This window comes from Mesorhizobium sp. M4B.F.Ca.ET.058.02.1.1, from assembly GCF_003952505.1.
In the GTDB taxonomy this organism is placed as follows: domain Bacteria; phylum Pseudomonadota; class Alphaproteobacteria; order Rhizobiales; family Rhizobiaceae; genus Mesorhizobium.
Window position 1 is genome coordinate 3,045,713 of sequence record NZ_CP034450.1, and the last position, 13,467, is coordinate 3,059,179.

The following is a 13,467-nucleotide window of genomic DNA, read 5'->3' on the forward strand; positions in this document are numbered from 1 at the left end:
TGGCGTGCTCTGCGTTGGAAAGGCGCCCGGATTTGACACCCGCACTGAAAACGCCTGATCGCGTCGGGCTGCCCTATCTGAAGGTCGGCATCATTCTTTGTCCGAGCTTCACCCTGACGCCGATGGCGAGCTTCGTGGATGCGCTTCGATTGGCCGCTGACCGGCAGGATCAGAGCCGGCAGGTCTATTTCGCCTGGGATTTCATTGCGGCGGGGCCGCTACCGGTGCGCGCAAGCTGCGGCCTAGAGATGGCCGCGACGGGAAACCTGGATGATCCAGCCACATACGACTGCCTGGCCGTGTGCGGCGGGCTGGTCCGGGATATGGAAACGATCCATGCGGCGACATTCGATTACCTGCAGGCAGCGGACAGGCGCGGCATCCCCATCATCGGCCTGTGCACGGGCAGCTTTGTGCTGGCACAGGCAGGGCTTCTCAGGCATCGCGAATGCGCTTTGCACTTTGACACGCTGGGCGAGTTCGTGGCGAGGTACCACCATGCCAGCCCGGTCACCAACCAAAACTATGTCATCGATGGAAATATCGTTACATGCCCGGGGAGCATCGTGGCGATTGAGGTCGCGGCCTTCCTGATCGCGCACTACAGCAATGCCGGCAGGGCGCAAAAAGCCCTCAATTACCTTCTCTTCAAACCCGAGGAACCGCGCATCGCCTTGCGGACGAAACCTTACGAGGAGGCACTCGGGGCGGCATCGCGACTGACCGTAGAGGCGGTGAAGGTGATGGAGACCCGCATCGATGCGCCATGCTCGATCGAGGAACTCGCGCATTCCCTGAACACTTCCAAGGCGCGCCTGAATCGCGCCTTCCTCGCAGACCTGCAATCCGCGCCAGCCGTGTTCTGGCGACGGATACGTCTACTCGCAGCGCGTGAACTCCTGGCGAGCCGACGGCGAAGTGTCACGGAGATCGCCTATGAAACAGGATTCAGCGACACTGCGCATTTCTGCAGCAGTTTCAAGAAGCACTTTTCGATGACCCCCAAGCAATTCAGGCGGATTGGGAAATGAGCCCGTCGGGGTCAAGCGCTGACGGATTCGAAACGGCCTTCCCCAAAACGACCAAGGGTCCTGGCCGATCAACTATCCAAGTCCGGGGCCTACCCAGGCCGGCACCATTGCTCGACACTGTTGCGGCGATATCCCGTTGAAGGCCCTGAAGCACTTTGCAAAATGCGAGGCTGACATGAACCCGCAGGCGATGGCTATGTCGATGATGGACATGCGCGTGCCTTCGATCAGGCGCTTGGCATGGTCCGTGCGTATCCGCAGATAGTGCCGCACCGGCGGCACCTCGATATGAGCAGCAAACAAGCGTTCCAGTTGACGCCGCGACACTCCGGCCCGATGCGCAACCTCATCCATGGAGAGCGGAAATTCGACATTCTCCTCCATGATCCGCATTGCCATCAGAAGCTTGTCACTCACGCCGGCAAAGGCAAGACCTGAAGGCCCGGTCTGGCGGTTTGACCCCGAACGCTGACCTTCGACGGTCGCGTGCCGGCAGACCTCTTGAGCAATGTAGTCGCCTGCGTGGCTCCCGATCAGGTCGACTGCGAGGTCAAATGCCGCCAGCTCGCCAGCGCAAGTCGAATATTGCCCATCCTTGACGAACAGGGAATCTCGTATTCGCGGCTGGTTGAAAACTTCGGCAAATGCGGCGAGCCGGGACCAGTGGATCGTGCAGCGCGTTCCCGCAAGCAGACCGGTCTGCGCCAGCACCCATGTCGCCGTTCCAACCGCCGATATCGAAACGCCGCGGCGCGCAATCGTGCGCAGAAATCCGTTGAGTTGTGGCGTCAGTTGCCGTTCGACCGGTTCGCCCGCCATTATCGCGAGCTGATCCGGCTTGCGATCGTCCGATCCGCAACCCAGCTCATCGATTGTTGCATCAACTGCAATTGAAAGGGCGTTGGCACCCTCCACGGGCCCAGCGTTCAGGCCCGCGATCCGCCAGCGGAACAGTGGCAGGCGCGATATCGTATTGGCGATGCGGAACGGTTCGATATAGGCGTGAAGCGCCAGATGCGAGAAGCCGGGCAACACCAAAACCACCAGCTCGAAGGGCCTGCCGGCTATCGCCGAAGTTCCCGGCGTGGCGGATGACTTCATGGCGCTTATGTTCGCGGACGCGTTCATCGGAGGCCGTGCATGGCGGTTGGGTTACCGAACATTCCGGGCTCGGGCTTCACCCTCAATATTCCTCGTTCAATGCATCGACCGCGGGAATCTCGCGCGATCGCCGGTCTATGTAAGCGCGCAGCTCCTCGTCCTTCGCGACATCTAGCGTGGGTTCTTCATACTCGGCCAGAAGCCGCCGGGCATGTTCCAGGGCGCGCACTTTGATGTCTTTGGAGCCGTCCGCGTACCACTGCTCGATCGAATTGTTGTCGAAAAGCTTGGGGATGAAGAATGCCCGCTCGAAGTTGGCCTGCGTATGCGGATGGCCAAGATAGTGGCCGCCGGGGCCGACATCGCGGACAGCGGCCAAGGCTTCGTCTAAATCGTCCCACTGGATGCCTTGCGTCATCCGATAGCCCATCGAGCAGACCTCGGCGTCGACGACGAACTTCGCGATCGAGCAGTGCATGCCGGCTTCGTTCCAGCCCGCCGAATGCCAGATGTAGTTGGCGCCCGACATCAGGACCGCCATCATGGTCATGGCGCTCTCATAGCCGGCCTGCGCATCGAAAACCTTGGCGCCGCCGAGCAGGTTGGACGTGCGCCAGGGCACGTTGTAGCGGCGAGCCATCTGGCCGATCATGAAGTTCATGAGCGAGATTTCCGGCGTGCCTGCCATCGGCGCGCCCGACTGCATCGACACCGTCGAAAGGTAGTGCCCGTAGATTGCCGGACAGCCCTTGCGTATCACCTGTGTGTAAGCCAGCGCGGAAAGTGCCTCGGCGTTGAGCTGCGCTACCGCCGCAGCGGTGGAGGCCGGCGTGTTGGCGCCGCCGAGAACGAAGGGCGAGCACAGCACCGGCTGGTTGCGCCGGCAGAAGGCGCGCATGGCGCCGAGCATGACCTGGTCCCAGACCAGCGGCGAATTGCCGTTGCAATTGCCTGTCGTGACGGCGTGCGTCTCGAGAAAACCCTCGCCGAAGAGGATCTCGCACATGTCGAGCACATCCTCGGCGTTCTTGGGCGAGGTGGTCATGCCCATGAAGATCTTGTCGGAATGCTTCATCGACGAATAGGTGATGTGCAGGTGCCGATGCGCGACGACAAGGTCCATCGGCTCAACGATGTGGTGCGCCGACGAATGCAGCGCCGGCATCATGTGCGCGAGCTTGTGGAAGGTGCCGAGGTCGGCGATCGTCGGGCCGCGCCTGACATCATCGAGGTCGCGCATGAAGGGCGCGCCGGTCATCGGCACGAAGATCGACTTCGGCCCGCCGAGCTCGACATTCTTCGCCGGGTCGCGGGCGAAGTATTCGATCCTGGAAGGAATGGTCTTGATGAGCTCCATGACCAGGCCGCGATCAAGATGGACCCTGTCATCCGCGCGCACGTCGGCTCCGGCCCTCTTCCAGTCCTCGATCGCGATCGGGTCGCGAAACACAACGCCGACGTCTTCGAGGATCGCGAGTGAAGCCTGGTGAATGCGCTCGACCTGCTCGGCATCCATAGGCTCCAGCACCGGCAGGCCGCGCTTCAGCGTCGGCAGCATGTCGATCTTCGGTGCCGTGCGGATGGTCCGCCGCGCTTCCCGCCCTCCCCTACGAGAAACTTGCAGTTGAGCAGTCATGACGCGGCCTCCAAGAGAAATTGTGCGGCCCTTGTGAGCCGGCCGGAACTATTGCCGGAAGCAGCGGATTTCACCTACTGCAAAAGTCTCACGCGCCTGTTGACTAAAGCGCGGAAAGGCCGAGTCTCCGACCTCCCGCCGCTAAGCCGCGGCCGCTGGCAACACCATCGGAATTCACCCTTCTGCTTGGTCGGGCTCGTCCCTGATCCAGGGGCGAGTTGCGCGCAAAGCCGGTACGGATTGCCGGGTTCTCAGCCTCAAGAGACCGGCAGCGGCAGCTTCTTTGTGCGCCCACCATCGATGACGTAGACTTGGCCGGTGACGAAGGCGCTTTCGTCCGAGGCCAGCCAGACTGCGAGGTTTCCGACGTCGGTCGGCTGGCCGAGACGCCCGACCGGATGCATGACAAGCAGCTCCCTACGGACGCGATCCCTGTCGGCCATGCTGTCAATGTAGGCTTCGCTAAGGTCGGAATTGATCCAGCCTGGCGCGATGGCGTTGCAGCGGATGCCCTCGTGCCCATGGTCAACGGCGACCGCCGCCGTGAAGCCGTGAATGCCCGCTTTCGAGGCTGAATAGGCTGGATGCCCGGGATTGGACGCCAGCCCTTCGATCGAGCCGATGTTGACGATGCTTGCGCAGGGCCGCTTCCGAAGGTGCGGCATTGCCGCCTTTGTCAGCAGAAACGGGGCCTTCAGGTTGATGTCCATCATCTGGTCCCAGTCGGCCTCGGTCATCTCGTCGACCGTCTTCTCGAACATGATGCCGGCGTTGTTGACGAGGATATCCAAGCCACCAAACCGTTCGACGACGGTCTCGACGGCAGCAGCAATGTCCCGGGAATTGGAGAGATCCGCCTTCACGTAGATGACACCCTCGTTGAGCATCGTCTCAGGCGGCGAGTTCCTCTGGACAATGGCGACTTTTGCGCCCGCCTCCACAAAGCGCTGGGTGATGCCGGCGCCGATACCGCGCCCGCCGCCGGTGATGATTGCGATCTTGCCTGCCAGTCTGTCAGCCATGGTGTCCTCAATAGACCGGCTTTGCGCCGTTCACTTCGACCGTCGTGCCGGCAATGTAGCGGGCGGCGTCGGAACTCAGAAAGTAGACCACCTCGGCTATGTCTTCCGGCTCGGCGATCCGGCCGAGCGGCACCGTGCTGTTGAGCTCCGCTATGGCGGTGTCGGGATTGAAACCGCGCTTGGCGAAGCCGGTGCGCAGCATCGGCGTGTTGACCTCGTTCGGGCACACCGCATTGACCCGTATCCCATCGCCGGCATGATCGCGGCCAAGACATTTGGAGAACGCCGCCACGGCCGCTTTGCTGGTGCAGTAGGCCGCGTGGCCGGGCCCGGGATAAAGTCCCCAGCAGGATGCGATGTTCACGATCGCGCCGCCGCCATGACCCTTCATATGACGAATGGCGCGCCGGCAGGTGTAGAAGATCGACTTCAGATTGATGTCGAACGTCCGCTCCCAGTCGTCGTCGGTCGTCTCGAGGATGTTCCCGCGGGTGATGATGCCGGCATTGTTGATGAGCACGTCCAGACGCCCTGTGGCCTGGATGGCGTATTCGATCAAATCCTCGCAATAGGCCTTGTCGCGAAGATCGCCGGCCTTGCTCCAGACCTTCTGCTCACTTCGGTTGAGCTCGGCGGCGAGCTTGTCCAGCCCCGCCTGGTCGGCGTCGCCGGCGACCACACGATAGCCGTTGGCAATGAACTGCCTGGAGAGCACTTGGCCGATGCCCCCGGCCGCGCCTGTTATCACCACCGTCTTCTTCTCAGTATCCGTCATCGCTCGAGCCATATTTTGAGGGAGAATTCGGCTCATATTCTCCGAACCACCGCCGAACGCCAGCGGCGCAAGCCTGCAAAAGTCTCACCTCCTTGTTGAGTTACGCGGCGGTCGACAGCGGCGTCGGACGCTGATTGGAAGGCGTCGGGGATCGCGACGGGTTGGTTCGTCGGATTCTCCTATGATCCGCCGCGAAGGGTTGGGATCGCGGCCATAGTCTGCCGAAACGCGGGCTATCGCATCGCTCGAAAAACGGCTTTCGGACAGATTGGCCTCTCTTGCTCAAGCTGTCGCGCCGCGCGATCATTGAACTGTTGGGAGCTTGAGATGGTTCGCCGCTACTACGATCTGCCGTCCTTGACCGCCTTGGCGGTTTTCGAGGCGTCCGCCCGGCACCTGTCGTTCAAGCTGGCGGCGGCGGAACTGAACGTCACTCCAGGCGCCGTCAGCCGGCAGATCAAAGCGATCGAGGACGAGCTCGGAGTGCCGCTCTTTACCCGGCTGGGGACCGGCGTGGCGCTGACAAGCGCGGGCGAGGACCTTTACGGCGTGCTCGCCAGCGGCTTCTCGCGAGCCGCCGACATCGTCCGAAATGTGAAGCGCGGCGATCGTTCGAGGAACGTTACTTTGGCCTGCTCGGATGCCCTCGCATCGATGTGGCTGATCCCGCGCATGCCGGACTTCTGGACGCGGCACCCGGATATTTCCGTCGACCACCTGATCTCCGACGATCCTCGCGACTACCGCCGCGCCGAAGTCGAATTGCGCATTCGCTACGGATTTGGATCGTGGCCGGACGAGAATGCCGAGCTGCTTTTCGACGAGACCATCTACCCCGTTTGCGGGCCTGGCTTTGCGAGCAGGCACCGCGATGCAACCGCGCAATCGCTGGCTGACCTGCCGCTGCTGCATGTTGATTGGGTTGATCCCGACTGGGCCGGCTGGGACGAGGTTTTGCGGCGCGCAGGCGTGCCGCACGGTTCGACCAGAGGTCGGCGCTTCGGCAAGTTCTTCGTGGCGCTGCAGGCCGCCCAGGCCGACCAGGGCGTTGCCGTTGGCTGGCACCGCCTGGTCGAGGCGCAGATCGACGAAGGCAAGCTGGTCAGGCTGACGGATCTGGAGCTGCCGGCGCCGGGCGGCTACTACCTCACCTGGAATGACAACCGCATGCTTTCCCCCGCTGCCGAAAGCCTGCGCGGCTGGATTCGGGAAATAGCGGCACAGGAGCGGGGAAGCTAGAACTCCCCGCCGCGATGCCGCTGCATCTCCCATTGACCAGCCAGACGATCCCTGCCAAACCGCGCCCCCGCATTGTGACAGGCTGTTGCGCGCCGTGTCGGAACCAATCCAATCGGCACTGGTTTCGATCTTGAAGGGACCGCAACGCGAGCGGAAAGATGGTTGAAATTTACAGCTTCGAAATGGACAAGGCGCGGCAGCGTGCCGGCCGAGCGGAACTGGCCCTGGAACGGGCTGAAAAACTGCTGGAGGGGGACGGCAACGTCGCTGTCAATTTGGCCCTGTGCTGCAGGATCAGAGGTGCGCAGCGGCGCGTGAGCGAGGCCAAGGCACGGCTGAAGAAGATCGAGTCCGCCAGAAGACTTCGCACCGGTTGATCGGATATTAGCAAATGTAACTGCGAGCGCGGCGGCGCGTGTGCTAGATTAGGATGTGCTGGTGTTCTCCTGGGAGGAACCGTCGTTGAGTATTGCATCCAAGCTCGCCGCAATGTCGGCGGGGCTGCTCGCTAGGCGTGTAGCCGCCGCCGCTCAACCCACTGCTGCCGTCAAACCCATCCGGTCATCGCTCGCCGACATTCCTCTCCGGCGCCAGCCTCTTCCGTTCAGGCCACGACCGCCGATCCGACCGTGCAGCAATATGTGACCTGAAGCCTGTCAATCGCCGCACTGCTGCGCCTGGTGGTATTGAGTCTATCTATCGACAAGGCTCGTGCCGCCGGCAACCGCCGATCGCAGTTTGCTCGGCGGCATTCCAAATGTCTCCCGGAAAACCCTGGAGAAATGCGACGCGTTCTCGAAGCCGACTTCGATGGCGATGTCGAGCATCGGCACGCTGGTCTCGAGTAGAAGCTGCTTTGCCCGCTCGAGGCGCACCTTCTTGTAGACGAGCGCCGGGGAGGTTTTCGTCTTCTCCATGAACAAGCGTTCCAGCTGCCTTCGCGACAATCCAACCGATGCCGCGATCTCGGATATCGAGATTGTATTCTCGATATGGTTTTCCATCGCAATCAGCGCCGCCTGAAGCCGCGGATCGTTGCATTCGATCGAGAGCGGTCGGCGCGGCTGGATGTGCAAGGCCGGGCGCGCCTTGTCGATCTGCAGGACCTCGAGCGCATTTCTTTCGGCGCGTTCGCTGATATGACGCCTCACGATCGATGCTGCCATGTCCGCGGCACTGCTGCCGCCGGCGCACGATCCCCTCGTCCGATCGAGGTTGAAGATGCGGTCCGACCTGACTTCGTGATCCGGGAAGCGCTGACGGAATGCCTGGTAGTGCAGCCAGCTGACGCAGGTCCGATGGAACTTCATCAGGCCGGCGTCCGCAAGCACGAAGGTCCCCGTGCAGACGCCGATCAATGGCACTTTGCTGGCGGCTGCCTTCTTGAGATAGCGGACCGTCTCGTCGTCGACCGGGAACTCGGTGTTCAACAGCCCGCCGACGACGACGATATAGTCGAACAGACTGGGGTCCACAAGATCCGATGTCGGCGCGACCTGCACGCCGCAGCTGGAGGTGATCAGATGCCGAGTGCTGGCCAGAACCTGCCAATCGGCAAAGATGCGGCCCGACCGGTCCGCCTCGTCGCTGGCCAGACGCAGCGTATCGACGAACAAGGCGAAGGCTGAAAGGGTGAACGAACGCGCGAGCACAAAACCGATTTTCAGTCGGTTCATCTCGGCAATTCCGCTTGCGGATTTCATCGATCGTTTCCTTCGCTTCGGCCACTTGCGGCTTCGAGGCTCGTCGCCCGCGCTGCTATCCTACCGGCAAAATTGTGGCCATGATGCCGGCGGAATAGTCGCACTGATGCTCCATGAACGACATGACGACCTCAGGCTGAAGCGAGCGGCCTCTACGCAATCTGGAATCCATGGGCCAGGGGATCGCGGTCATCGACGAATATCGTGTTGTGACCGATGATGCGGGCCCAGCCGCCGACGCTTGGCGTGATCCCCTTGAAAGGACCGATGTCGGTCTCCGCCTCGACGCGGCCTTCGAACACCGTGCCGATCAGGCTTTCCTGGCGGAAAATGTCACCGACCTTCAGCCGGCCCTTGCCATGGAGTTGCGCCATGCGTGCCGAGGTGCCAGTGCCGCCCGGCGAACGGTCGATCGCCTTGTCGCCATAGAACACCGCGCCGCGGCCGTCGGCATTTCTGGTTGACGGCTTGTCGCACCAGATGGCGTGGTGCACGCCGCGGATCCTTTCATCGTCGGGATGAACCGGATCGCAGACTGGTTCGAGGGCCTCGCGAAGACTGCGGCTGAGACCCACGATGTCGCTGGCCGACAGGCCGTCGATGCCCCGCCACGACTCTTGCGGCTCAACGACAGCGTAGAAGTTGCCGCCATAGGCGATGTCGACGACGAGCCGGCCGAGGCCAGGGACATCGACGGCGACATCCGCGGCATGCAGGTAACTGGCGACGTTGAACATAAGGACGGAGTCAACGAATTCGCCCGGCTTTTCGTACCGGATGTCAACCCGTCCCGCGGGCGTCTCGATGGAAAGCCTGTCCGGGACCCGGGGCGTCACCAGGCCTTCCTCGATTGCCGCCGTCACCGTCCGGGCACATCGGCAGGCAGCCGCTGACCTCGATGAAGATGACGGCGAAATCGCAGTCCTCGCGATATGCCGGGTAGATGATCGCGCCGACATGATGTCGTGTCCACGCGGTTCGAACATCAGTGCCTGCCGGATCCAGTCATGATCGCGCATGAAGAGTTCACGCCTCTCGGCGATCGGGGCGTGGGGCAGCAAGGGGCCACCCCCTGCAACGAGCCGAACCGGATTGCCGCACGTATGGGAATCGATGCAGAAGAAGCTGCGGCGCATGATCTCTCTCTTTGCCGTACCGGCTCAACTTTCACATTGCGCGGCCAGGGCTCATCCTTCGCGGCCAGCACGCAATTCCTGCAAACGGATCACGGCGTTCACGCCGAGCCACGCCAGCGGCTCGGGCGGCAGCCTTGCCGGTTGTGGCTGATCCGAGAATTTGTCGAGCATCTCGGAGCGGGCACCGGTCGCCAGATCGGCGGCCATGACGCCCGCGAGCGTGCTTTTGACGGTCCCAAGACCGTTCTCGCAGCATGCCGAATAGAGGCCCTCTTCGATCTCGCCGAAGGCCGGGACATGGTTGCGGCTGAGGCAAAGCCGACCGGCCCAGACGTATTCGAACGGCACGTCCTTAAGGTCCGGAAACCTCGCATCCAGCGAAGCCCGCTGCTCGGCGGCGATACCGGCTAGACGCTTTTCGCTGACTTGAACGGCCCAGTCATAGGTAAACCGGGTTCTGATTACGATGCGCGAAGATCCATCGCTGGAAATCTTCCTGACCGTTGCGCCCATCGGGTCGGCCGGAAGCAAGGCCCACCTGTCCTTGCCCGTCGATTTCGATGTGAAGGGGGCGGTCATCGACGCATAGGTGAAGATATGCATCAGGCGGCCGCGGAAGTAGCCGAAGTCGTCGATGTGGCCGTTGACGCCCAGGATCACCTTTGGAGCGGTAACGGTCCCATTGCGCGAGAACGCTTTCCAGGTCCTGCCGAGGCGTTCGAGTTTCAGCACCGGCGAGCGCTCGAACATGTCGACTTTGGAGGCCAGGCCCGCAGCGAACCCGCGAATATAGTCGGCGGGCTGGATCATCACGGTGCCCGGCGTATAGAGGCCGCCCAAATAGTAAGACGAGCCGGTCAACTCCCGCATCTCCACGGCATCGAGGAAGCGGTGCTCCTCGCCGATGGTCTTTAGCGAGCGACCATAGTTGGCATTGAGCGTCATGCCGCGCCCCGTCGCCGCGGCATTGATCTTGCCCGACGGATCGAAGGTGCGCGCGGCCATGCCGTATTCCGCCGCCGCGTCAGCGGCGAAGGAAATCGCGAAACGGTTCTGGGCGATCTCGGCCCTGGTTTCGGCTTCACCGGCAACGGAGTATTCGCCCGACGACAGATTGTGCGGGACGTCGATCATGTAGCCCGAGTTGCGGCCCGCCGGACCCTTGGCGATTTCTGCTGCTTCCAAGAGGACGATCTTGTCTCCGGGTCGAAGCTGGGCGAGGCGCCGCGCCGCCGAGAGGCCGGCGAAGCCGCCGCCGATGATCAGCCAGTCGGCCGAAACGTCGCCTTCAAGCGCGCGGACCGGGAAGGATCGCTTGCTGATCGCCTCCCAGCCCGAGGTTCCGGATTCCGCCGGGAGACGCTTGACCACAAGGTCACTCATCTTACGGTCTCGTCGACCGAACGATCCGAGACGTCGATCCAGACCGTCTTCAACTCGCAGTAGTTGTCATGCGCGAAGACCGACTTGTCGCGCCCGCCGAAGCCGGACTCCTTGTAGCCGCCGAACGGAGTGGTCGCATCGCCTTCACCGAAGCAGTTGACGGTGACAACACCGGCGCGGATTTCGCGCGAAAGCTTGATCGCCTTGCGCAGGCTCCCCGTATAGACGGACGCGGTCAGGCCGTAGTTGGTGTCGTTGGCAAGCGCGATCGCCTCAGCCAGCGAATTGAATGTCGTGACCGAGAGGACCGGACCAAAAATCTCTTCCTGGAACAGCCGGCTCGAAGGGGTGACACCGTCAAAGACCGTCGGCTCGACATAGATGCCTTTCTGCGTGCCGCCGCCGTGGGCGACCGTGAGCTTTTCGGTCTTTGCATCGGCGAGAAAGGATTTCACCTTTTCGAAATGGCTCTTGCTGACCAGTGCGCCGATGCGGTTTTCCGGGTCGAGCGGATCGCCGGTCTTCCACTCGCGCATATAGGCGCCGATCCGCTGCAGCAATTCGTCCTTGATGCTGGCCTGGACGATAAGCCGCGACGTGGCCGAGCAATTCTCGCCCATGTTCCAGAAGGCTCCGTTGACAACCTGCTCGGCGACCAGGTCGAGATCCTCGGCATCGTCGAGAACCACCGCCGGGTTCTTGCCGCCGCATTCCAGCACGACGCGCTTAAGATTGGAGTCCGCCGCGTAGCGCAGGAAGCGGCGCCCGGTCGGCGTCGATCCGGTGAAGGCCACCATGTCGACGCCCATGTGCATGCCGATCGGTTCGCCGACATCCTTGCCGCCGCCAGGCACGACATTGAAGACACCGGCCGGAATACCGGCCTCGTGGGCCAGCTCGGCGACACGAAGCGTCGTCAGTGTTGTCTCCTGGGCGGGCTTCACGACCACCGAGCACCCGGCGGCCAGCGCCGGCCCGATCTTCCAGGCCAGCATCAGCAGCGGAAAGTTCCACGGCAGGACGCAGCCGACCACGCCGACCGGTTCGCGCACGACCATGGTCAGCGCCTTCGAGCCGACAGGCGCCGTGTTGTCGTAGAGCTTGTCGATGAGCTCGGCGTGCCAGCGCAGGGTATGGATCGTATCCGGCACGTCGACGGTCTGGCATTCGCGAATCGGCTTGCCGCTGTCGAGGCTCTCCATGACCGCAAGCTCGTGGCGGTTGCGCTCCAAGAGCTTGGCGAATCTGAGGAGGACGGCCTTGCGCTCCGCGGGCGAGAGGTGCTGCCAGCGGCCGTCATCGAAGGCTTCCCTGGCCTTGGCCACGGCGAAATCGACATCGGTTGAATCGCAGGCGGCGATCTCGGCAAGCGTCTCGCCGGTAGCCGGATTTGTCGTCTTGAATGTCTTGCCGGAATTCGCCGGACGGAATGCCCCATCAACAAAGGCGTTGGTCGGGAATTGGATCTCCGCGGCGAGCGCCCTGTATTCGGCGGCGGTCAAAGGCTCATGCATGGTTTGCTCCTGAAGTGATCTGGGCGACCGTGCGCTTCAAGGTGGCGACGACAGTCTGCAGGGTTCGCTTTTCTTCTGAGTTGAGAGGCCGCAGCGGCGCACGAACGCCACCTGCCTTCAGGCCGATCAGCTCACATCCATGCTTGATCGATTGGACGAATTTTCCACATTCGAGGAAATCCATCAGCGGCAGCATCGCGGTCATGATCGCGCGGCCCTTGTCGAAATTCTTCTCGAGCACGCACGCCTCGTAGAGCGCGACGTGCTCGCGCGGGAGAAAGTTCGAGCCGGCACAGACCCAGCTCCTGGCGCCCCAAGCGAAGAATTCGAGGGCCTGGTCGTCCCAGCCGCAGGACAGCGAGATGTGCGGGAACTTGCGGGCCAGCCGATGCAGATTGCCCATGTCGCCGGAGCTCTCCTTGATGGCGACGACATTCCGGGATTTTCCGATGCGGGAGAAATACTCCTCCCCCATCATGACACCCATGCGCGCCGGGTAGTTGTAGAGCATGATCGGGAGGTTCGCGGCGCGGTCCACAGTGAGGGCATGAACCGAATTCTCGCGCTCCGTCGGCAAGGCGTAGGGCGGCGACGATACGAGGATCGCGTCGGCGCCGATCTCTTTCGCCGCCTTGGCGTATTCGACCGAGTCTTCGGTCCTGATAGCACCCGTGCCGATGATGAGGGGATGCGGGTGCCAATCACCTTCTTGGCGTAGGCGCCGAGAGCGAAGCGTTCCTGGGTGCTCTGGGCGTAGTATTCGCCGGTCGATCCGCCAATGATGATGCCGTGCACTTTGGCTTCAATAAGTGACTCCAGAACGTCCGCGAACGCGGCGTTATCGATCCGCCCATCGGGGCCGAGCGGCGTGATCGCCGGTGTGTAGATGCCTTCGAATTTCAAGATAGTTCTCCGTCAATGGAATGG

General features: G+C 62.3%; 11 protein-coding genes and 1 pseudogene. 3 read left to right on the forward strand and 9 right to left on the reverse strand.

The features are described 5' to 3' along the window. The first annotated feature begins 32 nt into the window (after positions 1-32). Positions 33-1,031, forward strand: a complete 999-nt coding sequence (locus EJ073_RS15095) for a helix-turn-helix domain-containing protein (protein WP_126056433.1) — start codon at positions 33-35, stop codon at positions 1,029-1,031. 72 nt (positions 1,032-1,103) lie between these two features. On the opposite strand, the gene EJ073_RS15100 is transcribed toward EJ073_RS15095, so the two are convergent. From EJ073_RS15100 to EJ073_RS15115, 4 genes are all read right to left on the reverse strand, one after another. Then, positions 1,104-2,132 (reverse strand): GlxA family transcriptional regulator, encoded by a 1,029-nt coding sequence (locus tag EJ073_RS15100; protein WP_189375297.1) that lies wholly within the window; start codon positions 2,130-2,132, stop codon positions 1,104-1,106. An 82-nt stretch (positions 2,133-2,214) separates the two neighbouring features. Beyond that, entirely contained in the window at positions 2,215-3,768 is a 1,554-nt protein-coding gene (locus tag EJ073_RS15105; protein ID WP_126056435.1) for a trimethylamine methyltransferase family protein, read from the reverse strand. A 257-nt stretch (positions 3,769-4,025) separates the two neighbouring features. Beyond that, positions 4,026-4,790 carry a glucose 1-dehydrogenase gene (locus EJ073_RS15110; RefSeq protein WP_126056436.1) on the reverse strand — a complete coding sequence of 255 codons (765 nt, stop codon included), beginning with the start codon at positions 4,788-4,790 and terminating at the stop codon, positions 4,026-4,028. A gap of 7 nt (positions 4,791-4,797) precedes the next feature. Next, positions 4,798-5,565: an SDR family NAD(P)-dependent oxidoreductase gene (locus EJ073_RS15115; RefSeq protein WP_126056437.1), complete on the reverse strand. Its 768-nt coding sequence runs from the start codon at positions 5,563-5,565 to the stop codon at positions 4,798-4,800. Positions 5,566-5,892: 327 nt separating this feature from the next. Here EJ073_RS15115 and EJ073_RS15120 point away from each other — a divergent pair, with 327 nt between their 5' ends. Both EJ073_RS15120 and EJ073_RS15125 read left to right on the forward strand, forming a co-directional pair. After that, positions 5,893-6,804 carry a LysR substrate-binding domain-containing protein gene (locus tag EJ073_RS15120; protein WP_126056438.1) on the forward strand — a complete coding sequence of 304 codons (912 nt, stop codon included), beginning with the start codon at positions 5,893-5,895 and terminating at the stop codon, positions 6,802-6,804. A gap of 158 nt (positions 6,805-6,962) precedes the next feature. After that, positions 6,963-7,181, forward strand: coding sequence for a hypothetical protein (locus EJ073_RS15125; protein ID WP_126056439.1), 219 nt, complete (start codon positions 6,963-6,965; stop codon positions 7,179-7,181). A gap of 315 nt (positions 7,182-7,496) precedes the next feature. Here EJ073_RS15125 and EJ073_RS15130 read toward each other — a convergent pair whose 3' ends face one another. The 5 genes and pseudogenes from EJ073_RS15130 to EJ073_RS15150 form a co-directional block, all read right to left on the reverse strand. Then, positions 7,497-8,480, reverse strand: coding sequence for a GlxA family transcriptional regulator (locus EJ073_RS15130; RefSeq protein WP_245455628.1), 984 nt, complete (start codon positions 8,478-8,480; stop codon positions 7,497-7,499). Between the two features lie 179 nt (positions 8,481-8,659). After that, positions 8,660-9,643, reverse strand: coding sequence for a 4-hydroxyproline epimerase (locus EJ073_RS15135; protein ID WP_245455630.1), 984 nt, complete (start codon positions 9,641-9,643; stop codon positions 8,660-8,662). A gap of 51 nt (positions 9,644-9,694) precedes the next feature. Beyond that, positions 9,695-11,026, reverse strand: a complete 1,332-nt coding sequence (locus EJ073_RS15140; protein ID WP_126056441.1) for an FAD-binding oxidoreductase — start codon at positions 11,024-11,026, stop codon at positions 9,695-9,697. Further along, complete coding sequence (locus EJ073_RS15145; RefSeq protein ID WP_126056442.1) at positions 11,023-12,540, reverse strand: aldehyde dehydrogenase; 1,518 nt, start codon at positions 12,538-12,540, stop codon at positions 11,023-11,025. The genes EJ073_RS15140 and EJ073_RS15145 overlap by 4 nt, the downstream gene beginning before the upstream one ends. After that, a pseudogene (locus tag EJ073_RS15150) lies at positions 12,533-13,443 on the reverse strand (dihydrodipicolinate synthase family protein). The gene EJ073_RS15145 and the pseudogene EJ073_RS15150 overlap by 8 nt, the downstream one beginning before the upstream one ends. Positions 13,444-13,467 lie beyond the last annotated feature (24 nt).